We start from the raw sequence: 26249 nt of genomic DNA, 5'->3' as shown, positions 1-26249 counted from the left end.
TACGGCCTGATCGGCCAGGCGGCGGGGCAGCTGGGCGCGGCGGTGTGGCTCGGCTTCGCCGTGGCCATGGTGGCGGCCCTGCTCACCGGCCTCTCCTATGCCTCGCTCGGCTCGCGCTACCCGCGGGCCCGGGGGTGCGGCCTTCGTCACGCAGCGCAGCTTTCACCGGCCGCTGCTGACCTGGATGGTGGGCCTGGCCGTCATGGCGTCGGGGCTCACCTCGGTCGCCACGCAGTCGCGCGTGGTGGCCGAGAACCTGCTGCGCCTGGTCGACCTGCCGGGCATCCCGCCGGTGCTGCTGTCCTTCGGCTTCCTGCTGCTGGTCGCCGGGGTGGTGTTGCGCGGCATGCGCGAAAGCATGTGGATGAACATGCTCTGCACCGTGATCGAGGCCGGGGGCCTGCTGCTGGTGATCGCCGTGGGGCTGCCCTGGCTGGGGCAGGCGGACCTGCTGGAGACGCCGGGTCCGGACGGCATCGGGGCCAGCCTGCTGCTCCAGGGCGCGATCCTCACCTTCTTCGCCTTCATCGGCTTCGAGGACACGCTCAACGTCGCCGAGGAATGCCAGGATCCGCACCGCACCATCCCCATCGGGATCATCTCCGCGATGCTGGTGGCGACGGTCCTGTACATGGCCGTCGCGATCGTTGCCGTCTCGGTCGTGCCCTGGCGCGAGCTGGCCGTGGCGTCCGGCCCGCTGGCCGAGGTGATGCACAGGGCCGCACCCTGGCTGCCCAACTGGATCTACGTGGCGGTCACGATCTTCGCCGTCGCCAACACGGCGCTGCTCAACTACGTCACCGCCTCGCGCCTCGCCTATGGGATGGCCCGGCAGGGCCTGCTGCCCGAGGCGCTGGGGCGGGTCCATCCGAGGACGCACACGCCCCACATCGCGATCGCGGCGCTGTTCGTCGTGCTGGTCGTGCTGATGCTGGCGGGGAATATCGCGCAGTTGGCCTCGGCGACGGTGCTGCTGCTGCTGGCCGTCTTCACCTGCGTCAACCTCGCCTTGCTGGTCCTGCAGCGGCGGCCGGGCGAGCCCCGCGGCGGGTTCGAGATTCCGCAGCTGGTCCCGGCTTCGGGCGCCCTGGTCTGCCTGACCCTCCTGGTGAACCGGGTCGGCACCGGCGACTGGCGCGCGCCTGCCCTGGCCGGTGCGGTCCTGGCCGGCATCCTCCTGCTCTACGCGGTGGTCCGGCCGCGCGATGTGGTGGCCGAGCTGTGAGGCCCGCGGGCATTCCCCGCGATCGCACGCGCCTCAATGGTCCATGGGTCCGGGCGGCACGCTTCCTGCTCAGCTCCCCTCCTCTCCGGGAGGGTCCGACATGCTGCGTTACCTGTTGCCGCTCGTTGCGTCATTCGCCTGCCTGATCGGCGGGCAGGCTTCTGCCCAGTCCTGGCCCACGAGGCCCATCCGGATCGTCGTGACCTTCCCGCCCGGCGGCTCGTCGGACATCGTCGCCCGCGTGCTGGCCGATGCGCTCGGGCCGAAGCTCAACGCGCGCGTGGTGGTGGACAACCGGCCCGGCGCCGGCGGCACGCTGGCCGCGCAGCACGTCGCGACCCAGCCGGCCGACGGCTACACGCTGATGCTCTCCAACACCGCGCCGATCGTGACTTCGCCGCCGCTCTACCGCGCGCCGGGCTACGACCCCGTCACCTCCTTCACCCACATCGCCTATCTCGGCTCCACGCCGATGGTGGTGGTGACCAACCTCTCCGTGCCCGCCACCGACATGGCCGGGCTGATGGCCTGGATGCGCGCCCAGCCCGCGCCGGTGACCTACGGCACCTCGGGCATCGGCTCGGTCGGCCATGTGGTGGGCACCATGTTCACGCAGCAGACGGGCATACCGTTGAACCACGCGCCCTACCGCGGCTCGCAGCCCATGCAGGCGGACATCCTGGGCGGCTCCATCCTGCTCTCCTTCGACACGCTGCCGGAGAATGTGGAGAACATCCGCGCCGGCCGGCTGCGGCCCTATGCCGTGACCTCGCCCCAGCGCCAGCCCAGCGTGCCGGAGGTGCCGACCACGGTGGAGGCCGGGCTGCCCAACCTGATCGCGCTCAACTGGCTGGGCCTGACCGGCCCGGCACGGCTGCCGCCGGCCATCGTCGAGCGGCTGCATGCGGAGACGACGGCGGTCCTGCAGACCCCGGCCTTCCAGGAGCGGCTGGCCACGGTCGGCATCGTCTCGGGCCAGATGAGCCAGCCGGATTTCGTGACCTTCGTGCAGAACCAGGTGAACACGGTTGGTGCTACGGTGCGCTCCATGGGAATCACCAACGACTGACCATGGCCACCGACGAGGATTTTCTGCGCCGCGCCATCGCGCTCTCGGCCGAGGCCGCTGCCACGCCCGGCTGCGAGCCCTTCGGCGCCGTCGTGGTGCGCGACGGCGTGATCCTGGGCGAGGGGTTCAACCACTCGGCCGTGCGCTTCGACCCGACCTCGCATGGCGAGACCGAGGCGATCCGAGACGCCTGCGCGAAGCTCGGCACGCTGGACCTCACGGGCTGCACGGTCTTCAGCTCCTGCGAGCCCTGTGCGCTCTGCGTCGCCGCGATGCACGTCACCGGCATCTCGCGCGTGGTCTATGCGGCCTCGCTCGCGGACAGCGAGGAGGCGCTGGCGGGCGTGCCGAAGACGATCCGCCGCGGCGGTGACGTGGCCGAACTGCGTCGCGAGGCCGGCGCGCCGATCGGCGCCGGACGGATCGCGACGCGCCAGGCGCTGGTGGCGGAGGCCGTGGCGGTGCTGGACGGCTGGGCGGCCGGAGCGGCGACTGTCGCCGACATGCAACGGAAACCGGTCTAGCCGGACCTTTCCGCGCCGGCATACTTTCTTCGGCATGTTTCCTGCTGGTCCCCAGCGGCTTCCCGGGATTCGAACGTGAATCGGTTCCTTTTGCCCCTGCTAGTGGCATTGGCCTGCCTGATCGGCGGGCATGCCATCGCCCAGCCATGGCCGACGCGGCCGGTGCGGATCGTCGTCACCTTTCCGCCGGGCGGCTCCTCCGACATCGTGGCCCGCGTGCTGGCCGAGCAGCTGACCCTCGCCCTGCGGCAGCGCTTCGTCGTGGAGAACCGGGCGGGGGCGGGCGGCACGCCGGCCGCGCTCCATGTCGCGCAGCAGCCGGCCGACGGCTATACGCTGATGCTCTCCAATTCGGCGGCGATCACCACCTCGCCGCCGCTCTATCCGCAGGCGGGCTACGACCCGCTGACCAGCTTCACCCATGTCACCTATATCGGCGCCGCGCCGGTGGTGATCCTGGTGAATCCCCGGATCGTGCCCGCGACCGACCTTGCGGGCCTGATCGCCTGGGCCCATGCGCAGCCGCGGCCGCCGAGCTTCGGCAGCTCGGGCAACGGCTCGGTGGGTCATATCCTGGGCGAGCTGTTCCAGCGGCAGGCGGGGCTGCGGCTGAACCACATCCCCTATCGGGGCAGCATCCCGCTGCTGCCGGACCTGCTGAGCGGCGAGGTCCCGATCGCCTTCGACACCCTGCCGCAATACATCGAGCAGTTCGCCGCCGGGCGGCTGCGCGGCCTCGCGGTGGCGAGCCGGCAGCGCAGCGACGCCGCGCCCAGGATGCGGACCACGCGCGAGGAGGGCTTCCCCTATCTGCAGGCGGAGAACTGGTTCGGCGTGTCGGGCCCGGCGGGACTGCCTGACGCCGTGGTGGAGCGGCTGAACGCCGAGGTGATGGCGGCGCTGCGGGCGCCGGAGATGCTGGCGCGGCTGCAGGAGCATGCCATCGTGCCGCGGCCCCTGGGGCCGGCGGAGTTCACGGATTTCGTGGCGCGCGACGTGAACGAGATCGGCGGGATGATCCGGCAGCTCAGGATCACGCTGCAGTAGCACGCCGCCTCCATGCTTCGTCTCCTCGCATCGCGGCGGGGTCATGGGCGGGGGGTCGCCCTGGCAACGCGGCCCGTCTAGCCTGCGCGGCAGGAGGAAGCCGGATGCGATTTGACCTGCCGGACACACCGCCGGAATCCGAGGCGCTGCGCGGGGAACTGCGCGAATTCCTGGCCGATGCCGGCCGCGACTGGTCGCCGGCGACGCGCGCGCGCTCCTGGATGGGCTTCGACCGCGGATTCTCGCGGCAGGTCGGCGAGCGCGGCTGGATCGGCATGACCTGGCCGAAGCAGTACGGCGGCCACGAGCGCAGCAGCCTCGAGCGCATCGTCGTGCTGGAGGAGATGCTGGCGGCCGGCGCCCCCGTCGGCGCGCACTGGATCGGCGACCGGCAGTCGGGGCCTTTGATTCTGCGCCTCGGCACCGAGGACCAGCGGATGCGCATCCTGCCCGGCATCGCCGCCGGCGATCTGGCCTTCTGCATCGGCCTCTCCGAGCCGGATTCCGGCAGCGATCTTGCGAGCCTGCGCACCAGGGCGGAGCGCACTTCCGACGGCTGGGTGCTGAACGGCCGGAAGATCTGGACGACCTTCGCGCACAAGAGCGACTTCATGATCGCCCTCGTCCGCACCTCGCCCGCGCCCGAGGGCGGCTCGCGCCATGCGGGGCTTTCCCAGTTCCTGGTGGACCTGACGCTGCCCGGCATCACCATCCGCCCGATCCGCGACCTCGCCGGCGAGGACAGCTTCAACGAGGTCACCTTCGACGAGGTGCGCCTGAAGCCCGACGACCTGCTGGGACAGGAGGGCGCCGGCTGGGCCCAGGCCACCTCCGAGCTCGGCTTCGAGCGCAGCGGGCCGGACCGCTACCTCTCCTCCTTCCCGGCGCTCGCCGCCGGCATCGACGCGCTGAACGCGGCGCCGCAGCCGGGCGCGGAGGTCACGATCGGCCGCATGGTCGCGCGTCTCGCGACCTTGCGCGGTATGTCGCTCTCGGTCGGCGGGATGCTGGAGCGCGGCGAATCGCCGCAGGTGGAGGCCGCGCTGGTGAAGGATGCCGGCAACCTCTTCGAGCAGGCGCTGCCCGAGCATCTGCGCAACCTGCTCGACCCCGGCGACAGGCCACCGGAGCTGCAGGAGATGCTGGGCGTGCTGGCCCAGCTCGCGCCCACCTTCAGCCTGCGCGGCGGCACGCGCGAGATCCTGCGCGGCATCATCGCGCGCGATCTGGGGCTTCGTTGATGACGAACCTGCGCTCGATCCTCACGGAGCAGGTGGACCGCCTCATCGGCGATGCCGGCGGCGTCGCGCTGCTGCGCCGGATCGAGGCCGGCGAGTGGCCCGCGGAGCTCTGGGCCGGGCTGGAGGCGCAGGGGCTCGCCCTCGGGCTGGTGCCCGAGGAGGCCGGCGGCGTCGGCCTGACCTGGGGCGATGCGGTCGCGATCTGGCAGGTGCTCGGCCGCCACGGCGCGCCGGCCCCCGTCGCCGAGACCATGCTGGCCGCGGCGCTGCTGGCCAGCGCCGGGATCGAGGTGCCGGAGGGGCCGCTCGGCCTCGCCTGCGGCACCGCGGCGGTGCCCTATGGCCGCCACGTCTCGCGGATCGTGCTGCTGGAGGGCGGCACCGTCGCGCTGCACGAGCCCGGCGAGGCCAGCCTTGCCGGGAATATCGGCCGCGAGCCGCGTGACGCGGCGGCCCCCGGCCCGCGCATCGCGCGTGCGCTGCTGCCCAACCAGTTCGGGCCGCGCGCCGGGCTGCTCGGCCGGGCGCTGATCCGGTCCTCGGTGATCGCGGGCGCGCTGGAGCGCGTGCTGGCGCTGACCGTGGACTGGGCGAACACGAGAAAGCAGTTCGGCCGGCCCATCGGCAAGTTCCAGGCGGTGCAGCAGCAGCTCGCCGCCATGGCCGGCGAGGTCGCCGCCGCCAGCGTCGCCGTGAGCCAGGCCGCGCGGGCCGTGGATGCGCATGGGCTCTCGGGCGCTGCCTTCGAGATCGGCTGCGCGAAGATCATCGCCGGCGAGGCCGCGACGCTGGGCGCGGCCACCGCGCACCAGGTCTTCGCCGCCATCGGTATCACCGAGGAGCACGAGCTGCACCACTTCACCCGCCGGCTCTGGTCCTGGCGCGAGGAGGGTGGCACGGAACGCTTTTGGGCCGCCGAGATCGGCCGGGCGGCGCTCGCCCGCGGCGGCGCGCAGCTCTGGCCCGATTTGACCGCACGAGATCCCCAAGGAACCGAATAGATGGCTGACTTCCTCAAGATCGAGCAGGACGGCCCGGTCGTCACGCTCACCCTCAACGCGCCCGAGCGCCGCAACGCCATCTCCAGCTTCGCCGATTGCGACGAGGTCGAGGCCGCCTGCCGGCGCATCGCGCGCGACGACTCCGTCCGCTGCGTCATCGTCACCGGCGCGGACCCCGCCTTCTGCGCCGGCGGCGACCTCAAGGCCATGCGCGACCGCACCGGCATCATGGCGGCCGACGGCGCCGCCGTGATGCGCGAGAACTATCGCCGCGGCATCCAGCGCATCCCGCTGGCGCTGTGGGAGCTGGACCTGCCGACCATCGCCGCGATCAACGGCCCTGCGATCGGCGCCGGCCTCGACCTCGCCTGCATGTGCGACATGCGCATCGCCAGCGAGAAGGCCATCTTCGCGGAGAGCTTCGTGCGCGTCGGCATCGTCCCAGGCGACGGCGGCGCTTGGCTGCTGCCGCGCGCGGTGGGCCTGGCCATGGCCGCCGAGATGTCCTTCACGGGCGATCCGCTCAATGCCGAGCAGGGGCTGGCCGCGCGCCTTGTCTCGCGCGTCATGCCGCATGCGGAGCTGATGTCCGCCGCGAAGGAGCTGGCCGCGCGCGTGACGAAGAACCCGCCGCAGGTGCTGCGCATGACCAAGCGCCTGTTGCGCGAGGGCCAGCACATGTCGCTGGCCTCGACGCTGGAGCTGTCGGCCGCCTACCAGGCCATCGCGCAGGAGACCGCGGACCACAAGGAAGCCGTCAACGCGATGCTGGAAAAGCGGCAGGCGACCTTCACCGGCCGGTGAGCCCTGGCTAGGCTGTCGCCTTCAGGCAGAAGGCTCGTCGATGGCGCGGCAGGTGGCGGACATCATCATCGTGGGCGGCGGCGTGATCGGCTGCGCCACGGCCTTCTTCCTGCGGGAGCTCGGTTTCACCGGCCGCATCGTGGTCTTCGAGAAGGACCCCTCCTACCAGTTCGCTTCCACCGCGCGCTCGGCCGCCTCCATCCGGCAGCAGTTCACTACGCCGGTCAGCACGCAGATGTCGCAATTCTCCTTCGCCTTCCTCGACGGGCTGAAGGACCGCTTCGGCGACGACGGCGAGATCGCGCTGGTGCACAGCGCCTATCTGCTGCTGGCCGACGCGGCGCGCGTCGAGAACCTGCGCGGCTGCCACGCGACCTTTCGGCAGCTCGGCTCGGACATCGCCTGGCTGGACCAGGAGGGTCTCGCGCGCCGCTTCCCCTGGCTGAACGTGGAGGATCTGGCGGGCGCAACGCTCGGCCTCGCCGGCGAGGGCTGGTTCGACGCCTATATGCTGCTCCGCATGCTGCGCGCGCAGGCCAAGCGCATGAGTGCCGAATTCATCGACGAGGAGGTCACCGGCTTCGACGTGACGCATGGCCGGATCGAGGGCGTGCGGCTGGCGAGCGGCGCGGTCTGGGCCTGCGGCAGCGTCGTGAATGCCGCGGGCCCCTCCGCGGGCCGGATCGCCGCGATGGCCGGCTGCGAGCTTCCGGTCTGGCCGCGCAAGCGCACCATGTTCGTCATCCGTGCGCCGCTGCCGAACAAGGGGCTGCCCTTCGTCTTCGACAGCTCCGGCATCGCCATCCGGCCGGAGGGCGACGGTTTCATCTGCAGCGCGCTCCCCGACGAGGATCGCGATCCCGATGCGGGCGAGGATTTCGAGCCCGACCACTACCTCTTCGAGGAGAAGGTCTGGCCGGCCCTCGCGCACCGGATCCCCGCCCTGGAAAGCCTGCGCCTGATGAGCGCCTGGGCGGGCCATTACGAGATGAACCTCTTCGACCACAACGGCGTGATCGGCCCGCACCCCGAGGTCACGAACCTCCTCTTCGCCAACGGCTTCTCCGGCCATGGCGTGATGCATTCCCCCGCGACGGGCCGCGGCGTGGCCGAGCTGCTGCTGCACGGCCGCTACGTCTCGCTCGACCTCAGCCCCTTGGGCTACGAGCGCATCCCCGCGGGCCGGCCGATCCATGAGGCGCTGGTCTACTGACCGCGTAACCTTCCCCCCGTTCCGCCGTTAGAGCCGCGTACCGTCCACGCAGGACCGAGGCATGGCGCATCGGCGCTCCCCGGTCGCGACCCGGGGAGCGCCGGCCATGCATTTCATCGTCAATGGACAGGACCATGACCTGGCCCTGGATCTGCGAACCTCGCTGCTCGACATGCTGCGCGAGACGCTCGGGCTCACCGGCAGCAAGAAGGGCTGCAACCAGGGCGCCTGCGGAGCCTGCACCGTGCTGGTGGAGGGCGAGCGGATCAATTCCTGCCTCGCCCTGGCCGTGCAGTACGAGGACCGGTCGATCACCACCATCGAAGGACTGGGCACGGAGCAGGCGCTGCACCCGCTGCAGACGGCCTTCATCGCGTGTGACGGCTTCCAGTGCGGCTACTGTACGCCCGGGCAGATCTGTTCGGCGATCGGCATGGCCGGCGAGCTGGAGCGCGGATTGCCGAGCGCGGTCACCGGCGACCTGAGCGCCGACTCCGTCGACCTCACCCATGACGAGCTGCGCGAGCGCATGAGCGGCAATCTCTGCCGCTGCGGCGCGCATAACGGCATCGTCGAGGCGATCCTGTCCACCTTCGGGGAGAGGGAGCGCGTGGCATGATGGAGTTCGGCTATGCACGCGCCGCCGACGCCGCCGAAGCCGTGCGTCTCGCGGGCGCCGCGCCGCAGGCCAAGTATCTCGGCGGCGGGACCAATCTGGTCGACCTGATGCGCGAGACGATCGAGCGGCCGGTGAAGCTGATCGATGTCGCAGGCCTGTCGCGTGGGATCGAGGCGCGGGAGGATGGCGGCATCCTCATCGGCGCCGGCGTGAAGAACACGGCGGTCGCGAATGACCGCGCGGTCCGCGCGCGATTCCCGGTGCTGGCGCGGGCCATCCTGTCCGGGGCCTCGGGGCAGATCCGCAACATGGCGAGCGTCGGCGGCAACCTGCTCCAGCGCACGCGCTGCTACTATTTCTACGACGACGCCGCGCGCTGCAACAAGCGCAGGCCGGGCGCCGGCTGCGACGCCGTCGACGGGCTCAACCGCATCCATGCGGTCCTCGGCGCCTCGCCGGCCTGCGTGGCCACCCACCCCTCCGACATGTGCGTGGCGCTGGCGGCGCTGGATGCCGTCGTGCACATCGAAGGTCCCGGCGGGAAGCGCAGCCTGCCGCTCGTGGACTTCCACCGCCTGCCCGGCGGCCGCCCCGACATCGAGACGGAGCTGCAGCCTGGCGAGCTCGTCACCGCCATCGAGCTGCCGTCGCAGCCCTTCGCCGCGAGCTCGACCTACCGCAAGGTCCGCGACCGCTCCAGCTACGCCTTTGCGCTGGTCTCGGTCGCCGCGGCGATCGACGTGCGGGACGGCCTCGTTCGTGACGTCCGGCTCGCGCTCGGCGGCGTGGCGCACAAGCCGTGGCGTGCCTGGAAAGCCGAGGCGGCGCTGCGCGGCAAGCCGGCCTCCGAAGTCAGCTTCCGCCAGGCGGCCGAGGCCGAGATGGAGGATGCCGCGCCGCTCGCGCATAACGGCTTCAAGGTCGAGCTGGCCTGCCGGACCATCACCGCCACACTCGGCGAGCTCGCCCGGGGAGACGCCCGATGAGCATCGTCCAGAGCGCCGTGAAGGCGGCCATCCGCCTCATGCCGGCCAAGGCGACCGATGCGCTGATCGACGCGCATCGCGTGGTCGGCCAGCCCCTGCCGCGTCGCGACGGCACGCTGAAGGTGATGGGCCGGGCGCGCTTCGCCGCGGAGGTCGCCGTCGAGGGCATGACCTATGCGGCGCTGGCCTACAGCGGCATCGCGCGCGGCCGGATCGCCGAGATCGGCACCGCGGCGGCCGAGGCCGCGCCGGGCGTGCTGCTGGTCATGACCCATCGCAATGCGCCGCGGATGTCCCCGCCGCCGGTCATGATGATGGATGCCACGGGCGCTGCTGCCAGCAAGCTGCCGGTGATGCAGGACGACAGCATCCACTGGAACGGCGAGCCCGTCGCCATCGTGATCGCCGGAACGCAGGAGCAGGCGGACCATGCCGCCTCGCTCATCGAGGTGACCTATGAGACCGCGCGCGCCGAGGTCTGCTTCGACGAGGCCCGCTCCAGGGCCCGCGAACCCGCCTCCGTGCTCGGCGAGCCCGCGAAGATCGCCATTGGCGACGCCGAGGCGGCGCTGGCCGGCTCGGAATTCCGCGTGGACCGCGAATTCCGCACGCCCCGCCACAACCACTGCGCCATCGAGCCGCACGCCGTCACCGTCATCTGGAGCGGCGACGAGCTGACGGTCCACGACACCACGCAGATGCTGACGCTGACGCGCTCGACGCTTGCCGCGACCTTCGGCATCGCGGCGGAGAAGATCCGCATCCTCTCCCCCTTCGTGGGCGGCGGCTTCGGCAACAAGGCCGTCTGGAGCCACCACATTCTGGCCGTCGCGGCCGCGCGGGAGGTGGGGCGGCCCGTCCGCCTGGCCCTCTCGCGCGAGGGCGTCTTCCGCGCCACCGGCGGCCGCACCCTCACCGAGCAGCGCGTGGCCCTCGGCGCCGCAAAGGACGGCGCGCTCGCCGCCCTGATCCACACCGGCATCGCCGGCATGACCGCGCACAACGACTGCCCCGAGCAGTTCACCTTTCCCGCGCGCCACCTCTACGCGGCGAAGTCCTTCCTGCTGTCCCAGAAGGTCGTCGATCTGGACATGGTCGCGAACACCTTCATGCGCGCGCCGGGCGAGTCCATCGGCACCTTCGCCCTGGAATGCGCGGTCGACGAGCTCGCCGAGCAGCTCGCTCTGGATCCCGTGGAGCTGCGCCGCCGGCTGGAGCCCGGGAAGGACCCGACCTCCGGCCTGGCCTTCTCCTCGCGCCACATGGTCGAGGCCTATCGCCGCGGCGCCGAGGCCTTCGGCTGGGACCGGCGCGACCCGACCCCGCGCGCCCGGCGCGAGGGCGAGTGGCTCATCGGCATGGGCGTCGCCACCGGCACCTATCCCTATTACCGCATGCCCGGCGGCTCGGCGCGGATCCGCATCACCGCCGACGGCCATGCCATCGTTCAGATGGCGAGCCACGAGATGGGGATGGGCACCGCCACCGCCCAGGCGCAGCACGCCGCCGAGCGGCTCGGACTGCCCTTCGACAAGGTCACCTTCGAATACGGCGACACGGCGCTGCCCCCGGGCACCATGGCCGGCGGCTCCTCGCAGACGGCCTCCATCATCGCCGCCGTCGTCGCGGCGAGCGAGGTGCTGCTGAAGGATCTCCTGAAGCTGGCCGGCAACGATTCCCCGCTGGCCGGCCTCAAGGCCAGGGAGGTCGAGTTCCGCGACGGCGGCCTCTGCCGCCGCGACGACCCTTCGCGCTGCGAGAGCTACGTCTCCATCCTGCGGCGCGCGGCCCGGGACGAGATCGCGGCCGAGGCGGCCGCATCCCAGCCCACGGAGTCGATGAAATTCTCCATGCACTCCTATGCCGCGCAGTTCTGCGAGGTACGGGTCAATGACGTCACCGGCGAGACCCGTGTGTCACGCTGGCTCGGCTCCTTCGATACGGGGCGCATCATCAATCCCAAGACGGCGGCCAGCCAGTTCCGCGGCGGCATCATCATGGGCCTCGGCCTGGCGCTGACCGAGGAGACGCTGTTCGACGAACGGAGCGGGCGCATCATGAACCCGTCGCTGGCCGAGTATCACGTGCCGGTGCATCTCGACGTGCCCGTCATCGACGTGATCTGGAACGACATCCCCGATCCGCACAGCCCCATGGGCGTGCACGGGATCGGCGAGATCGGGATCACGGGAGTCGGCGCGGCGGTCGCGAACGCCGTCTACAACGCGACCGGGAAGCGGGTGAGGGAGCTGCCGATCACCTTGGACAAGCTGCTCTGACCCGGCGATGGGCGCTGCCCCTCGCGTTACCCGGCAGGAACCTCATGTTCCCTGCACCACCGTAGACTCAGCCGCGGCCTTCCCACGGCATCAGCGAGGCCTTGATCGTCAGGAAGGGCACGTTCGCCTCCGGTGTGACGCTGTCCATGAAGACGATGGCGTTCGCCACGTTCTGCACGTCCATCGTGGCCTCGACCACCATCTCGCCATTGGGCTGCTTCACGCCCTTGGTCATGCGCGCCGTCATGTTCGTCGCCGCATTGCCGATGTCGATCTGGCCGGCGACGATGTTGTACTTCCGCCCATCCAGGATCAGCGACTTGGTGAGGCCGGTGATCGCGTGCTTCGTCGCCGTATAGGCCACGCTGTCCGGCCGCGGCGTGTGCGCCGAGATCGAGCCGTTGTTGATGATGCGCCCGCCCTGCGGCGTCTGCTCCTTCATCATCCGGAAGGCCTGCTGCGCGCAGAGGAAGGAGCCCGTGAGGTTCACGTTCACCACCTGCAGCCACTTCTCCACCGGCAGGTCCTCGAGCAGGAAGCCCTGCACGCCCATGCCGGCATTGTTGAAGAGCAGGTCGCAGCGGCCCCACTTGGACTTCACGTCCGCGAAGAGCTTCGCCACGCCCTCCGGCGAGGCCACGTCGGTCGCGACGGGCATGGCATTGCCGGAATTGGCGCCCGCCATCTGCGCCGTCTCGTCCAGCGCCTCCTGGCGCCGCGCGACCAGCGCCACGCGATAGCCCGCCTTCAGCAGGCCCAGCGCGGAAGCCCGCCCGATGCCCGTGCTCGCCCCCGTCACGACAGCTACTTTGCTCATGTAACGTCCCTCACTTGTTGCCGGGCCGATTCACCGGACGCCGAATTCGGCGCCCGGATCGGACCGGGCGCGTGTGCGGCGCAAGATTGCGTCGGGCGCGCGATCCTCGCAATCTCACCCCATGGAAACGCACCTCACCTACACCTGCGTCCCCGCCAACGCGAAGACGCACAAGCCCCGCCACAAGGCGCCGCCCGGAAGCTGCGACAGCCACTTCCACATCTTCGGCCCCTACGGGCGCTTCCCGATGAGCCATGAGCGGCCCTACACGCCGCCGCCGGCCTCGATCGAGCACTACCTCGACATGGCCGAGACCCTGGGCCTCGACCGCCGCGTGGTGGTGCAGGCCAGCGTCTACGGCACCGACAACCGCGTCACCATGGACGCCGTCGCGCGCTTCGGCCGCGACACGGCCCGCGCCGTCGTCGTGGTGGACGAGGGCGTGATGCCGGCCGAGCTGGAGCGCCTTTCCGACGAGGGCGCCGTCGGCATGCGTTTCAACGTGGTGAGCGGCAACGGTACGCCGCTGGAGCAGATCGAGAGCATGGCGCGCCGCGTGGAGAGCCTCGGCTGGCACCTGCAGCTCTACATGAAGGGGCCGCTGCTGAAGCAGCTGGCGCCCGAGCTCGCGAAGCTGCCCGTGCCGCTGGTGCTGGACCATATGGCCGGCGTCGACGCGGCCCTCGGGCCGGAGAGCGAGGAGCTGGAGACCGCGCTGCGCCTGCTGGAGACGGGCAAGGTCTGGGTGAAGATCAGCGGCTACCGCTCCAGCAAGCCCCCCTATGACGACCTCCTGCCGGTCGCGCGCCGCTTCGTGGCCGCCGCGCCCGAGCGCTGCGTCTGGGGCACCGACTGGCCGCACACGCAGTTCGCCACCCAGGCCGAGATGACCGACGACGGCATGCTGCTGGACTGGCTCTTCGACTGGGTGCCGGACGCCGCCATCCGGGAAAAGATCCTGGTGACGAACCCGGCAGAGCTCTACCGCTTCTGAGCGACGCTCAGGAAGCGCGCAGCTCCATGCCCAAGGATCGGTCACCCACGTCCCGCGCGGCGTGATCGGCGGGCCGCGCCCGTCCTGACCGCCGGCGGGCACGGTGCTAGGCACGGGCCCGCGACCCTTCGTCGGATCTGAGGAGACTTTGCGCGTGAGCCGTCCCGGCAAGATGCATCTCGTGGCCTATCTGAAGACGGGCCCCACCGCGAGCTTCGCCAGCGGCTGGCGCCACCCGGCCGCGCCGCTCGACGACATCTGGGAGCCTTCGCGCTGGGAGAACCTGGCCCGGCTGCTGGAATACGCCCGCTTCGACTGCGGCTTCTTCGCCGACGGCCTCGGCATCCCCGACGTCTATCGCCGGACCTTCGCCGACTATATCGGCCGCGGCGGCCAGGCGAGCCTGCTCGACCCCATGATCGTGCTGCCGCTGATGGCGCGCGCGACGACGCATCTCGGCCTCGGCGCCACGCTCTCGACGACCTTCTACGAGCCCTACCAGCTCGCCCGCAGCCTCGGCTCGCTCGACCTGATCAGCAAGGGGCGCGTGGCCTGGAACGTGGTCACCTCCTCCTACGAGGCCGAGGCGCGCAACTTCGGCATGGACGCGCTGCCGGACAAGGATCTGCGCTACGACCGGGCGGAGGACGTGCTGGCCGCTTGCTGCGCCCTCTGGGACGGCTGGGACGAGGACGCGCTGGTGCTGGACCGCGAGAGCGGCGTCTTCGCCGACGCGAACAAGATCCGCTACGTCGACTATGTCGGGCCGCATGTGAAGACGCGCGGGCCGCTCTCCATCCCGCGCACGCCGCAGGGGCGGCCGGTGATCCTGCAGGCGGGCTCCTCGCCCCGCGGACGCGACGTCGCGGCGCGCTGGGCGGAGATGATCTTCTGCACAGTCGCGACCAAGGAGGACGGCATCGCGTTCTGTGCCGACATGGAGCGGCGGCTCGCGAAATACGGCCGCTCGCGCGCGGACGTCGCCATCCTGCCCACGCTGTCGGTCGTGGTGGGCGAGACGGAATCCATCGCGAAGGAGAAGGCGGAATTCGTGGAATCGCTGGTCGATCCGGAGCTGGTGATGGCCTCCAATTCCGGCCTGCTGGGCGTGGACCTCAGCGACGTGCCGAGCCCGGAGGAAGCCGATCGGCGGGCGGGTGCCAGCGGCTCGCAGGGCTCGCGCGACCGCATGACGCAGCGGGCGAAGGCGGAGGGCATCAGCTACGCCGAGGCGGCGCGCAAGGCGCGCGGCCAGCTCGCCGGCACGCCTGCGATGATCGCCGACGTGATGGAGGACTGGTTCAAGTCCGGCGCCTGCGACGGCTTCGTGATCCCGCCGACGACCTTCCCCATGACCTATGAGGATGTCGGCCGGATGGTGGTGCCGGAGCTGCAGCGCCGCGGCGTCTTCCGGCGGGAATATGCGGGGAAGACGCTCCGGGAGAACCTCCTCAACCCCGGTTGAGGGCTACAGTTGATCCAGCCGGATCCCGGCCTGCTGCAGGATCTCCGACCACCGGCGCATGTCGCTGTCGATGGACGTGGTCAGGCTTTCCCCGCTTTCGAAGTACGGCTCGAATCCATTCGAAGCCATGGTGCGGACCGTGTTCCCGTCCTCCAGGACACGCCGCACCGCCTCCTCCAGACGCTGCTCGATCGGCGCCGGCGTGCCGTTCGGCGTGCAGAAGGAATAGGTCAGCTCGGCCGCGTAGCCGGGGAGGAACTCGCTCATCGTCGGCAGGGCCGGCAGGACGATCGATTTCCGTGCGGAAGCCGTCGCCAGGGCCTTGAGCTGCCCTTCCTGCACCAGCGGGAGCACGGCACTGAGCGAGCCGAACATCACCTGCACCTCGTTCCCCAGGATGCCCGCGATCGAAGGGCCGGTGCCGCGATAGTGCACGTTCTCCATCCTCGTGCCGGCCAGCAGGTCGAACATGACCGCCGCGAGGTGCTGCGATGTCAGCGGGCCGGCCGTGCCGTGATTCACCTGCCCCGGCCGCGCCCGGAGATAGGCGATGAACGCCGGCACATCCGAGACGGGAATCGTCCGGTTCACCACGAGGATGTTGTGCGTGATCGCGGCCCGCGCGACGTGATGGACGACGGACCGCGGATCGAAGCCGTCCCGCACGATGGAGGAGGTTCCGTTGAAGAGCAGCGTGTAGCCGTCGGCCGCCGATTGCCCGACCGCGCGCGTGCCGATCATGCTGCCCGCGCCGGCGCGGTTGTCGACGACCACCGGCTGCCCGACGACCTCGCCCAGCTTAGCGCCGAGGATGCGGCCGCAGATGTCCGTCCCGCCACCGGGAGGGAAGGGGATGACGAGGCGGATCGGCCGGTTGGGCCAGGTTTCCGCCCGCACCGCCGGCGCGGCCAGCGTTGCCGCCACGCCCGCCAGAAGGCATCGCCTGTTGACCTTCATCGCCGTTTCCTCCGCAGTTCCCGCCGGCATCTGCGGCCGGTCGCGCGGAGAGATTATACGAATGCGGCGTCGGCGGCAGGGGCCGAATCTACCCCTCCAGCAGCGCCCAGACCTTCGGCGGCGTCAGCGGCATCTGCAGCGTGTCGGCCTGGCCCAGGCGTCCCTGCCGCGCCAGCGCGTCGGCGACGGCGTTCACCAGCGCCGGCGTGGCGCCGATGGTCCCCAGCTCGCCCACGCCCTTCACGCCCAGCGGGTTGGTCCGGCACGGCACCGACTGGTCCAGCGCCGTCACATAGCCGGCCGGCAGCACGTCGGCCCGCGGCATGCAGTAGTCCTGGAAGCTGGCGCTGAGGGGCTGGCCGCTCTCGGGGTCGTAGACCACCTGCTCGAAGATCGCCTGTCCCAGCCCCTGCAGCGCGCCGCCCTGGATCTGGCCCTCGACGATCATCGGGTTCACCACGCGCCCGGCATCGTTGACCGAGACGTAGGAGGCGACGTCGATCTCGCCGGTCTCGCGATCGATCTCGACCTCGCAGACATGGCAGCCGTTGGGCCAGGTGGGGCCGTCCACCTTGGTGGTGGAATCGATGAAGATCCGCCCCTCCGGCTGCTGCGCCGCGACCTCGAAGAGGCCGATCTCCTTGTCCGTTCCCACGACGCGGAAGACGCCCGCCTGGTACTCCAGGTCCGCGGCGGCGACCTCCATCGCCTCGGCCGCGAGCTCCTTGCCCTGGTCCACCGCCTTGCCCGAGGCCACGCTGACCGCCGAGCCCGCGGTGAAGAGCGAGCGCGAGCCGGCGCTGCCGAAGCCGGTGCCGCGGTCGGAATCGCCGAAGATCACGGTGATCTTCTCGATCGGCACGTCGAAGGCATCGACCGCGAGCTGGGCGTAGGAGGTGCCGATGCCCTGGCCCATCTGCTGGGTGGTGGCGTAGATCTCGATGCCGCCGTCGCCCTTCACGGCGACGGTCACCCGCTCCTCCAGCGCGTTGCCGCCGGTCCATTCCAGGAAGGTCGCAATGCCGCGCCCGCGCAGCTTTCCCCTGACAGCCGAGGCGGCGGCGCGCGCCTCGTAGCCGTCCCAGTCGGCGAGCTTCAGTCCCTGCTCCAGCATCTGCGCGAAGGCGCCGCTGTCGTAGAGCTGCCCCATGGCGTTCCGGTAGGGCATCTGGTCCGGGCTGATCATGTTGCGCCGGCGCAGCTCGGCCGGGTCCAGCCCCATCCTGCGGGCGGCCACGTCCATCAGCCGCTCGATGATGTAGATCGCCTCCGGCCGCCCCGCGCCGCGATAGGCGCCGGTGGGGGCGGTGTTGGTCATCAGCGCCGTGAAGCTGAAGTCGATGGTCTGGATGTCGTAGATGCTGGTGGAGACCCAGGGGCCGACCAGCAGCTGGATCGCGATCCCGGAATTGCGCGGATAGGCGCCGACATTGGCGAGGCTCCGGACGCGCAGCGCCAGCACCTTGCCCTCGGCATCCAGCGCCATCTCGGCGCGGCTCTCGACATCGCGGCCGTGCACCGCAGACAAAAAGTCCTCGATGCGGGTGGCGGCCCATTTGACGGGGCGGCCTAGCTTGCGGGCCGCGAAGGCGACCACGGCGTCCTCGGGATAGAGGTTGGTCTTCATGCCGAAGCCGCCGCCGACATCGCCGATGACCACGCGCACGATGCCCTTCTCGAGACCCAGCAGGTCGGTCAGCTGGTCGCGCGCCGTCGAGGGCATCTGGCTGCTCAGCCGCACCGTCAGCCGGCCGGTGGTGGCGTCGTTCTCCGCGAGCACGACGCGCGGCTCCATCGGCGCTGGCGCCAGGCGCTGGTTGGCGATCTCCACCGAGACGACATGCGCGGCCTTATCGAAGCCGGCCTGCGCCGTAGCGGCATCGCCGTAGCGGGTCTGCGCCACGATACGGGCCGGGTCCCCGGCGGCCTTCGCGATGACGGTGACCGAAGGCAGCTCGTCATACTCGACCCAGATGGCGTCGGCGCCATCGCGCGCGGCGGCCATGGTCTCGGCGATCACGGCCGCGATGGGCTCGCCCACGAAGCGGACCGCGCCGGTCGCGAGCAGGGTCTGCGGCTCGGCCTGGAGCGGCGATCCGTCGGGGCGCTTGAAGGGCACGGAGGCGGTCATCGGCTTCACGCCGGCTGCCACCAGCTCCGCGCCGGTGACGACCGCCAGCACGCCGGGCACCTCCAGCGCCGGTGCCGTGTCGATCGAGACGATCCGGGCATGGGCGTGCGGCGAGCGCAGGAAGATCAGATGGACCTCGCCCTCGGGCGCGAAATCCCCGGTGAACTGGCCTTCGCCGGCAAGCAATGCCCGGTCCTCGACCCGCCGCACCGCCCGTCCGCTGCCGAAGCGCCCGAAACCCATGTCCATTCGTGTCATCCTGCTACCAGGAGAAAGATGTTGGTCGATGACGGAATGAGCAAGTTGTGCACTGCAAAATCCTGCCGGGACGACGGCCCCGAGAAGGAAGCACCTGTCTTTGGCCGGCTGGCGGAAGGCGGCCCCCGCCCGGGCGATGGGGAGGAGTGCCTCCTCGACCTTCTGGCCGCGCCTGGAGGCGCGCGGGTGGAGCGGATCCTCTCGCGGGGCGCCAGCAGCCCGCCGGACTTCTGGTACGAGCAGGGTTGGGACGAGTTCGTGCTGCTGGTCTCCGGCGCCGCTGTGCTGGCTTTTGCGGATGGCGGCGAGCGCCGCCTGGAGGCGGGGGACTACGCGATCCTGCCGGCCGGATGCCGGCATCGGGTCGCCTGGACGACGCCGGAGCGGGAGACCGTCTGGCTCGCCGTCCATATGCCGCCCGAGCGATCCGAGGCCGTCAAACCCCGATAGAGCCGAAGACGTTCAGGGGAGATCGAAGCGGACGGCGATGGCCGCGGATGCGATCACGGCCATGTCGTGGTTGTCCTCCTGCGGCACGTCCAGGCCGCCCTTCACCGCCCTGGCGGTCACGACGCCATAGGGCAGCGATGTCCGGACGGCCTCGATATCGACCCTGTCGGGCCGCTGGACGCCGATCGTGACTTCCACCTGCATGGTCCGGATATCCAGGCCGAGGGTGCGGATGAAGGCCAGGGACGAGTGGTGCAGCGCGTCCTGCACCGCGCGCAGCGCCGCCTTGGTGTAGTCCCCGCCATGCAGGTCGTTGCCGCTGCCCATCTCCAGGATGATGCGCTTCAAGGCCATGATCCGGCGCTCCTCAGATGTCGAGCCGCACGATCGCGCAGCAATTGGCCATGACGGTGATGCTGGTGCCTTCGTCATTGGGGATCTCCAGCCCGCCTTCGACGACGGTCACGGTGCCGGTGCCGTGCGGCAGGACGGCCAGGATCTCGGCCTTGTCGACCTGGTCCGGCTTCGGCACCCCGATCAGGACCTCGACCTGCATCGCGTCGACGGGCTGGTCCACCGCGGCCCCGATCGTCAGGGAGTTGTGCCAGAGCGCGTCGCGCAGCGCGCGGACGGCGGCCTTGGTGTAGTCGGTGCCGCGGATATCCGTGCCCATGCCAATTTCGAGCACCATGCGCTTGAGCGCCATGATCGTTCCTTCGGAGGCTGTGCCAGCCATGGAGAGATGGCCCGGAGCGGAGGGTAATGAGTCTCGACCTGCCGTGTCACGCCCGGCTCCGATGCGGACGGATCGGCGCTACAGCTTCTTCCGGTACCAGATCCGCGAATGCCCCGGCGGCATGCCGTCCAGACGTCCCGCCTCGATCCAGCCGTTGCGCTGCCAGAAGTTCGGCGCGTGGAAGCTGAAGGTGTCGGTATAGGCGTCCGTGCAGCCGCGGCCCCGCGCGATCGCCTCCGCCCGCGTCAGCAGCTCCGTGCCGAGGCCCTTGCCGCGCACGCCGGGCGAGAGCCACAGCCAGTCGATGAAGAGCCAGTTCCAGTAGGTCAGCCCCAGCAGCCCGCCCTTCACCACCTCCTCCTCGTCGCGCGCCAGCACCGTGACCGGCTCGCGGTCGTAGGGGCCGCCGCGCTCCTGGTTGTAGGAGTGCAGGCCGCGCTGGATGGCGGCAACCGCCTCCAGCTCGGGATAGTCGTCGTCGCTGATGGTGAGCTTGGGGGCGTCCGTCACGCGACGCGCCTCCTGATGGGACAAGTCATGAAGGAGTTATTGGGTCTTCAGCTTCCGGAGGGAAGAGGCCAGCGCCTTCACCTCCTCGGCGGCGGCGCTGCGCGGGCTGCTCTCGGTGACGCCGAGGCCCAGCGCGAAGGCGGTCGCGAAGGCGGAGCGGTTGCCCAGAGTCTCCTTCATGACCGGTGCCTTGCGGCGGGCGAGCTCCGCCGTCACCACGTCGCGCAGCCGTCCCGTGGGCGGCATCCGGTTCAGCACGATGCGGTAGGGCCGCTTCTCGTCCTCGGCGAGCTTGATGGTGGCCTCGGCGGCCCAGAGGTCGGGCAGGGAGGGCTGCAGCGGGATCAGCACGAGATCGGCCGCGCGCACGGCGATGCGGGCATCCGTGTCGGCATGGGGCGGCGTGTCGAGCACCACGTAGTCGGCGTCCTTGCGATGCCGGTCGATGGCGCCGCTGAGCCGCCAGCCGGAGGGCGCCTCGAAGCCGATCGGCGCGGTGCCCTCGGCTCGCAGCCCGTACCAGCGGACCAGGCTCTGCTGCGGGTCGGTGTCGAGCAGCACGACCTTCTTGCCCCCCGCCCCAAGGGCGACGGCGAGGTTGGCGGCGAGGGTGGACTTTCCCGCGCCGCCCTTTTGCTGCGCGACGGCGATGATGACGGCCAAGGCAGGGTCTCCTGCGATTCGGAAAGCCGAGCTTAGCCTGCTTTTCGCGCCTGTACGGCCGCTCGTGCGGCGGCCATCACGCCGATGCCCGGCACCGTCAGCGGCGGATGGCCCGGCATCAGCGCCGCGGCCGGCGCCATCGAGGCCTGGGCCAGCACCACGCGGCCCTCCAGCCCCTCGGCCGCGGAGGCGATGCGGCCGAGATAGGCGCGGAGCTCGCCGGCCTGGAAGAGCGGCCAGGCGCCATGGACCATGTGCATGACCAGCCTCGCGCCATGCGCCTTCGCCGAGGCCTCGAAGAGCCGGCGCGTGGGCTCGCGCGTGGTCGGCGCGGCGTAGAGGACGTGGACGGTGCCGCCGGCGCGCGTCGCGGCCTCGGCCAGCGCGCCGTCGGCGCGGATCACGGGCTTCGGCGCGTCCTGCGCCTGCTCGGCCGCGGCGCCGATGGTGGAGCAGGTGAGCAGCACGGCATCGGCGTGCCAGGCCAGGTCGCGCAGCAGCACGGCGGCCTCGTTCAGCACCTCGGGCGTGGGCTCGCGCAGCAGGTCGGCGCGGACCTTGTGGGTCAGCCGCAGCGCGCCGCCGGGCAGGGCGGCGGCGGCCGAATCGAAGAGCATCGCGTTGCTCTCCGCCGTGTGCAGGCAGGCGATGGTGATGGGCACGCGCGCTTCAGTTCAGGAAGGGATTGCGGCCGCGCGGCTGATGGCGCGGGCCGAAATGCTGCGCGAGATAGTCCACGATCTGCCGGCGCTCGGCTGCTTCCAGCGGGTTCATGCCCTGCTTCTCGACCATCCAGTCCATGAGCCCGTCCCACTGCTCGCGGTTGAAGGCGCTGCGCCGGATGATCGCGGTGCTGTGGCAGGCGGTGCAGGCGTAGAAGGTCTCCTCCTGCCCGTCGCCGGCGGGCAGGATGGAAGGGTCCTCCGGCTCGGGCGCGGTCTGCGCGAGGGCCGCGCCGCCGGCCAGGGGGAGGGCCATGGCGAGCGCCAGCAGCATGGACCGCATCAACCCACCAGGATCGCGGCGCGGCTGATCGGGTTCGCCGAATAGCCCTGCGGGTTCCAGTTGGCGGCGGCGTGCGGCTGCATGCGGCCCTCACTGTCGGTGGCGCGGTACCACACCTCGAAATAGCCGTCCGAGGGCAGGGTCACGCGGCCCTGCCAGCGCTGCCAGGCGTGGCAGTTCGCGGGGGCGGAGACCTGCATCTCCACCCAGGTCGCGCCGAAATCGACGCTGGCATGCACGGCCTTGGCGGTGAGGTCGCCCGCCCAGGCGGCGCCGCGCAGGTCGAGGCTGCGCGTGCCGGCCGGAAGCCGCGTGCCATGCGCATGCGAGGAAAGGATGGCGCGCACCGGCATGCTCTCGAGCTCGGCGAAGCTGGCGCCGTTGTCGTTGCTGCCGGGGATGATGGGCTTCACCGGCACACGGTAGCTGGTGCCGCCCATGCCCGCGCCGTCATGCACCTTGTCGCGGATCCAGATGCGGGTGAGCCATTTCTGGCTGAAGCTGCCCGGCCAGCCCGGCGTGATGAGCCTGAGCGGTGCGCCGTGGATGTGCGGGATGGCCGCGCCGTTCATGCGGAAGGCGAGGATGGTGTCCTCGTCCATCGCCTTGGCGATGCGCATGCCGCGGTTGATGGCCTGGCGGTCGGTGGCGCCGGAGAGATGCGGGTCGGCGCCGAAATGGCCGGTGTAGATGGCGCTGGGCTTGAGGCCGGCCACGTTCAGCACGTCGCGCAGCCGCACGCCGGTCCATTCGGCATTGGCGATGGCGCCGTTGCCCCACTGGTTGCCGCGCGTCTGCGGCGCGTAGGCGCCGCGGCCATTGCCGCCGCACTCCATCTGGAGCTGCAGCGTGACGTTGGGGAAGCGCGTGCGCAGCTCGCCCAGCTTCAGTGTCAGCGGCGTGTTCACCTCGCCGTCGATGGTGAGCATCCAGGAATCCGGATCCGATGTGGGCTCCGGCATCTGGCCGTTGTTGCGGACGAAGAAGTTGCGGAAGCTCGTCACGGGCTCGTCGAGCTGGTGCTCCGGCGTCTCGGCGACGAGCGGGCGGTCGCCCAGCAGGATCAGCTCGTTCTTGCCCTCCATCCGGAAGACCTGGGGCGCGGCGGCCGACGTGCCCTGGGCGGCGGCGGGACGGGCCAGCAGCTCGGGCAGGGTGCCCGCCGGCATGCGGGCGGAAAAGGGGATGGCGGCGCCGAGTGTCGCGCCCATGGAGGCGAGGGCGGTGCCGCGCAGGGCGCCGCGCCGGCCCCAGGCCAGGGCGTCGGCGCGCTCCGGATCGTCGCGGTACAGCTCAAGCAACGAGCGCTCCGGCTTGCCGGGCCTCTTGTTGGACATCGTGTGATCCTCCCAATCTCCGGTAATATGGCCCAGACCCGCCCCCGCTCCGCAATCCTTTCCGAATTGCTGACGCCCGCCGACATGGCCGAGGCGGACCGGCTGGCCGGCAACGGCCCGGCCTTGATGGAAGCGGCGGGCCGCGCCGTGGCGATGGCGATCCGGCAGCGCTTCCGGCCGTGCCGCACGCTGGTGCTTGTGGGGCCTGGGAACAACGGCGGCGACGGCTACGTGGTTGCCCGGCTGCTGGAGCAGGCGGGCTGGGATGTGGCGATGGCGGCGCTCGCCCCGCCGCGCGAGGGGAGCGACGCGGCGCCGGCGGCCAGGCGGTGGCGCGGGCCGATGCGTGGACTGGACGCGACCGGGCGCGCGGGGCTCGTGGTGGATGCCGTGTTTGGCGCTGGCCTGGTTCGCGACTTCGAAGGCCCGGCCGCCGAGGCGCTGCGGGCCTGTGGCGCGCCGGTCGTGGCGGTGGACGTGCCCTCCGGCCTGGACGGCGCGACGGGTGCCGTGCGCGGCTTTGCGCCGCAGGCCGCGCTGACGGTCACCTTCTTCCGCGCCAAGCCTGGGCATCTCCTGCTGCCTGGGCGCGACCTCTGCGGCGAGCTGGTGGTGGCCGATATTGGCCTGCCCGCCTCGGTGCTGGAGGCGATTCGGCCGCAGACCTTCGCCAACGGCCCGTCGCTCTGGACGCTGCCGCGCCCGGGCGCGGCGAGCCACAAGCACAGCCGTGGCCATGTCACGGTCATCTCCGGCCGGGAGATGACGGGCGCCGCTTTGCTGGCAGCTCGTGCAGCGCGGCGGGCCGGGGCCGGCCTCGTGACGCTGGCCTGCTCCGACGCCGCGAGCGCTGCCCTGCACCGGCAGGCCGAGCCCGGCGCGCTGGTCGTCGAGGCGGACGGCACCTCCGCGCTGGTGGACACAATTCTCGCCGATGCCAGGCGCGACACCATCCTGGCCGGCCCCGGCCTGCCGCCCGATGCCGCGACCCGCGAGGCCGTGGCGCGCTTCCTCGCCGCCGGGCGGCATGTCGTCGCCGATGCCGGCGCGCTCACCGCCTTCGCCGGCGATCCCGAGGGCCTTGAAGGCGTCGCCATCCTCACGCCGCATGCCGCCGAATTCGCGCGCCTCTTTGGCCCTACCGGCGAGGGCCGGCTCGCCGCCACCCGCGCGGCGGCGAGGCGCATCGGCGGCGTGGTCCTGCTCAAGGGCTCCGACACGGTGATCGCGTCCCCCGACGGCCGCGCCGCCATCAACCACAATGCGCCGCCCTGGCTGGCCACCGGCGGTACCGGCGACGTCCTCGCCGGCCTCGCCGCCTCGCTCCTCGCCCAGGGCATGCCCGCCTTCGAGGCCGCCTGCGCCGCCGCCTGGATTCAGGGCGCCGCGGCGGCGAAAATCGGCCCCAGCCTGCTCGCCGAGGACCTTGCGGGCGCCTTTCGCGACCTCATGTAGGGATCGCGCTTTGTTTCCGAATATTTCCCGGCTAACCTGACCTGAATCCGGAGACCGAAATGGCCGATACGCTCGTTGCCGAAGCGCCTGAAACCCTGGTCGATCGCGCGCTGCGCCGCGTCACCGGCCTCTGGCGCGACATGGCGGAGCGGGTCGTCAGCCGCGGCGAGCCCGAGGATGTCGCGGCCCAGATGCAGGCCTGCCTCACCGGCCGCGGCGGCGAGGTCTCGGCGCGTGCGCGCGCGGCGAAGCTGGCCGCTGCCTATCGCGGCTTCACCGAGGCCGAGCGCGTCCATTTCCTCCGCACCCTGGCCGGCTTCGACGCCGATCCCAAGGCCGTCGAGGGCGCCATCAAGGCCTGGCTCGACGCGCCGGAGGGCGCCGGCAAGGCCGCCGCCAAGGTCAAGCTGCGCCGCGCGCTGGAAAGCCCGCGCATCCGGCTGCTCTCCCAGTTCACCGGCATCCCCGACGGGATGAAGCTGCTCGTCGACCTGCGCGAGGACCTGCTGCGCGTGGCCGAGACCGACCCGCTGCTGCAGGCGCTGGAGGCCGACCTCAAGACGCTGCTGACCTCCTGGTTCGACGTGGGTTTTCTCGAACTCCGCCGGATCGACTGGAACAGCCCCGCCGCGCTGCTTGAAAAGCTCATCCGCTACGAGGCGGTGCACCGCATCGAATCCTGGGAGGATCTCAAGAACCGCCTGGATTCCGACCGCCGCTGCTACGCCTTCTTCCATCCGCGCATGCCGGCCGAGCCGCTGATCTTCGTCGAGATCGCGCTGGTGAAGGGCCTTGCCGATTCCGTGCAGGCGCTGCTCGATCCGCGCACCGAGGCGATGGACCCCGCGGGCGCCGACACCGCGATCTTCTACTCGATCAACAACTGCCAGCGCGGGCTGGACGGGATCGCCTTCGGCAACTTCCTCATCAAGCGCGTGGTGGAGGTGCTGGGGCTGGAGTTCCGCGGCCTCAAGCATTTCGCGACGCTCTCGCCCATTCCCGGCTTCTGCCGCTGGCTGACGGCGCGCGAGGAGGCGGGCGACATGTCGCTGCTGACGCCGGACGAGATCAACGCGATCCGCGCCGCCGCCGGCGTGCCGCCCGAGGCCTCGCCGCTGGCCGCGCTGCAGCTCCTGGTCGCGCGCAAGGAATGGACGCCGGAGCTGCGCAAGGTGATGGAGCCCGTGCTCATCCGGTTGTGCGCGCGCTTCCTCGCAACGGAATCCGGCCGCAACAAGAAGCGGGCGGCCGATCCGGTGGCGCATTTCCACCTGTCCAACGGCGCGCGGATCGAGCGGATCAACTGGCGCGCCGACACCTCGCCCAAGGGTATGCGCGAGAGCGCCGGCATGATGGTGAACTACCTCTATGACCTCGAATTCATCGAGGACAACCACGAGGCCTATGCGGGCGAGGGCAAGCGTTCCATGGCGACGAGCGTGCGCAAGCTCGCCAAGAGCTGA

The 26249-nt window shown here is 71.0% G+C and carries 26 protein-coding genes; 16 read left to right on the top strand and 10 right to left on the bottom strand.

What is annotated here, in order from left to right; all coding sequences use genetic code 11:
• Positions 1-97 precede the first annotated feature (97 nt).
• The 11 genes from AC1ROY_RS05490 to AC1ROY_RS05440 all read left to right on the top strand — a co-directional run bounded on the left by AC1ROY_RS05490 (position 98) and on the right by AC1ROY_RS05440 (position 12008).
• Positions 98-1225: an APC family permease gene (locus AC1ROY_RS05490; protein ID WP_493147584.1), complete on the top strand. Its 1128-nt coding sequence runs from the start codon at positions 98-100 to the stop codon at positions 1223-1225.
• A gap of 100 nt (positions 1226-1325) precedes the next feature.
• Entirely contained in the window at positions 1326-2294 is a 969-nt protein-coding gene (locus AC1ROY_RS05485; protein ID WP_493147583.1) for a Bug family tripartite tricarboxylate transporter substrate binding protein, read from the top strand.
• A 2-nt stretch (positions 2295-2296) separates the two neighbouring features.
• Positions 2297-2818 carry a nucleoside deaminase gene (locus AC1ROY_RS05480; RefSeq protein ID WP_493147582.1) on the top strand — a complete coding sequence of 174 codons (522 nt, stop codon included), beginning with the start codon at positions 2297-2299 and terminating at the stop codon, positions 2816-2818.
• A gap of 75 nt (positions 2819-2893) precedes the next feature.
• Positions 2894-3865 (top strand): Bug family tripartite tricarboxylate transporter substrate binding protein, encoded by a 972-nt coding sequence (locus tag AC1ROY_RS05475; RefSeq protein ID WP_493147581.1) that lies wholly within the window; start codon positions 2894-2896, stop codon positions 3863-3865.
• 104 nt (positions 3866-3969) lie between these two features.
• Positions 3970-5106 (top strand): acyl-CoA dehydrogenase family protein, encoded by a 1137-nt coding sequence (locus AC1ROY_RS05470; protein WP_493147580.1) that lies wholly within the window; start codon positions 3970-3972, stop codon positions 5104-5106.
• Entirely contained in the window at positions 5106-6107 is a 1002-nt protein-coding gene (locus AC1ROY_RS05465; RefSeq protein ID WP_493147579.1) for an acyl-CoA dehydrogenase family protein, read from the top strand. The genes AC1ROY_RS05470 and AC1ROY_RS05465 overlap by 1 nt, the downstream gene beginning before the upstream one ends.
• Positions 6108-6911, top strand: coding sequence for a crotonase/enoyl-CoA hydratase family protein (locus AC1ROY_RS05460; protein ID WP_493147578.1), 804 nt, complete (start codon positions 6108-6110; stop codon positions 6909-6911).
• 40 nt (positions 6912-6951) lie between these two features.
• On the top strand, positions 6952-8124 hold the full coding sequence (locus AC1ROY_RS05455; RefSeq protein ID WP_493147577.1) for an NAD(P)/FAD-dependent oxidoreductase: 1173 nt from the start codon (positions 6952-6954) through the stop codon (positions 8122-8124).
• A 106-nt stretch (positions 8125-8230) separates the two neighbouring features.
• Positions 8231-8743, top strand: coding sequence for a 2Fe-2S iron-sulfur cluster-binding protein (locus tag AC1ROY_RS05450; protein WP_493147576.1), 513 nt, complete (start codon positions 8231-8233; stop codon positions 8741-8743).
• Positions 8740-9729 carry an FAD binding domain-containing protein gene (locus AC1ROY_RS05445; RefSeq protein WP_493147575.1) on the top strand — a complete coding sequence of 330 codons (990 nt, stop codon included), beginning with the start codon at positions 8740-8742 and terminating at the stop codon, positions 9727-9729. The genes AC1ROY_RS05450 and AC1ROY_RS05445 overlap by 4 nt, the downstream gene beginning before the upstream one ends.
• Positions 9726-12008: a xanthine dehydrogenase family protein molybdopterin-binding subunit gene (locus AC1ROY_RS05440; protein WP_493147574.1), complete on the top strand. Its 2283-nt coding sequence runs from the start codon at positions 9726-9728 to the stop codon at positions 12006-12008. The genes AC1ROY_RS05445 and AC1ROY_RS05440 overlap by 4 nt, the downstream gene beginning before the upstream one ends.
• Positions 12009-12075: 67 nt before the next feature.
• On the opposite strand, the gene AC1ROY_RS05435 is transcribed toward AC1ROY_RS05440, so the two are convergent.
• A complete protein-coding gene (locus AC1ROY_RS05435) occupies positions 12076-12825 on the bottom strand; it encodes an SDR family oxidoreductase (RefSeq protein ID WP_493147573.1) in 750 nt (249 codons plus the stop codon).
• Positions 12826-12946: 121 nt separating this feature from the next.
• Between AC1ROY_RS05435 and AC1ROY_RS05430 the strand changes: the two genes are divergently transcribed.
• Both AC1ROY_RS05430 and AC1ROY_RS05425 read left to right on the top strand, forming a co-directional pair.
• Positions 12947-13819, top strand: a complete 873-nt coding sequence (locus AC1ROY_RS05430) for an amidohydrolase family protein (RefSeq protein ID WP_493147572.1) — start codon at positions 12947-12949, stop codon at positions 13817-13819.
• Between the two features lie 154 nt (positions 13820-13973).
• Positions 13974-15284 (top strand): NtaA/DmoA family FMN-dependent monooxygenase, encoded by a 1311-nt coding sequence (locus tag AC1ROY_RS05425; protein WP_493147571.1) that lies wholly within the window; start codon positions 13974-13976, stop codon positions 15282-15284.
• Positions 15285-15287: 3 nt separating this feature from the next.
• Here the strand turns inward: AC1ROY_RS05425 and AC1ROY_RS05420 are convergent, their stop codons facing one another.
• Together AC1ROY_RS05420 and AC1ROY_RS05415 are read right to left on the bottom strand one after the other, a co-directional pair.
• A complete protein-coding gene (locus tag AC1ROY_RS05420) occupies positions 15288-16241 on the bottom strand; it encodes a Bug family tripartite tricarboxylate transporter substrate binding protein (protein ID WP_493147570.1) in 954 nt (317 codons plus the stop codon).
• An 88-nt stretch (positions 16242-16329) separates the two neighbouring features.
• Positions 16330-18621 (bottom strand): xanthine dehydrogenase family protein molybdopterin-binding subunit, encoded by a 2292-nt coding sequence (locus tag AC1ROY_RS05415; protein ID WP_493147569.1) that lies wholly within the window; start codon positions 18619-18621, stop codon positions 16330-16332.
• A gap of 27 nt (positions 18622-18648) precedes the next feature.
• On the opposite strand from AC1ROY_RS05415, the gene AC1ROY_RS05410 reads away from it, so the two are divergent.
• A complete protein-coding gene (locus AC1ROY_RS05410; RefSeq protein WP_493147568.1) occupies positions 18649-19080 on the top strand; it encodes a cupin domain-containing protein in 432 nt (143 codons plus the stop codon).
• A 12-nt stretch (positions 19081-19092) separates the two neighbouring features.
• Here AC1ROY_RS05410 and AC1ROY_RS05405 read toward each other — a convergent pair whose 3' ends face one another.
• From AC1ROY_RS05405 to AC1ROY_RS05375, 7 genes are all read right to left on the bottom strand, one after another.
• Complete coding sequence (locus tag AC1ROY_RS05405; RefSeq protein WP_493147567.1) at positions 19093-19434, bottom strand: Lin0512 family protein; 342 nt, start codon at positions 19432-19434, stop codon at positions 19093-19095.
• Between the two features lie 13 nt (positions 19435-19447).
• Positions 19448-19786 carry a Lin0512 family protein gene (locus AC1ROY_RS05400; protein ID WP_493147566.1) on the bottom strand — a complete coding sequence of 113 codons (339 nt, stop codon included), beginning with the start codon at positions 19784-19786 and terminating at the stop codon, positions 19448-19450.
• Positions 19787-19894: 108 nt separating this feature from the next.
• Positions 19895-20326, bottom strand: a complete 432-nt coding sequence (locus AC1ROY_RS05395; protein WP_493147565.1) for a GNAT family N-acetyltransferase — start codon at positions 20324-20326, stop codon at positions 19895-19897.
• Between the two features lie 36 nt (positions 20327-20362).
• Positions 20363-20989 (bottom strand): ParA family partition ATPase, encoded by a 627-nt coding sequence (parA, locus tag AC1ROY_RS05390; RefSeq protein ID WP_493147564.1) that lies wholly within the window; start codon positions 20987-20989, stop codon positions 20363-20365.
• Between the two features lie 32 nt (positions 20990-21021).
• Positions 21022-21651: an aspartate/glutamate racemase family protein gene (locus AC1ROY_RS05385; protein ID WP_493147563.1), complete on the bottom strand. Its 630-nt coding sequence runs from the start codon at positions 21649-21651 to the stop codon at positions 21022-21024.
• Positions 21652-21658: 7 nt separating this feature from the next.
• Complete coding sequence (locus AC1ROY_RS05380; RefSeq protein WP_493147562.1) at positions 21659-21985, bottom strand: hypothetical protein; 327 nt, start codon at positions 21983-21985, stop codon at positions 21659-21661.
• An 8-nt stretch (positions 21986-21993) separates the two neighbouring features.
• The gene (locus AC1ROY_RS05375; RefSeq protein WP_493147561.1) at positions 21994-23331 is read right to left on the bottom strand and encodes a sulfite oxidase; all 1338 of its coding nucleotides are present in this window, start codon (positions 23329-23331) and stop codon (positions 21994-21996) included.
• Between the two features lie 66 nt (positions 23332-23397).
• Between AC1ROY_RS05375 and AC1ROY_RS05370 the strand changes: the two genes are divergently transcribed.
• Positions 23398-24786: an NAD(P)H-hydrate dehydratase gene (locus AC1ROY_RS05370; protein ID WP_493147560.1), complete on the top strand. Its 1389-nt coding sequence runs from the start codon at positions 23398-23400 to the stop codon at positions 24784-24786.
• A gap of 59 nt (positions 24787-24845) precedes the next feature.
• Entirely contained in the window at positions 24846-26249 is a 1404-nt protein-coding gene (locus tag AC1ROY_RS05365; protein WP_493147559.1) for a malonyl-CoA decarboxylase, read from the top strand.

The sequence above is a fragment of the Roseococcus sp. GW821-FHT12F05 genome (assembly GCF_058806835.1).
This window is presented reverse-complemented; position numbering and strand designations above follow the sequence as displayed.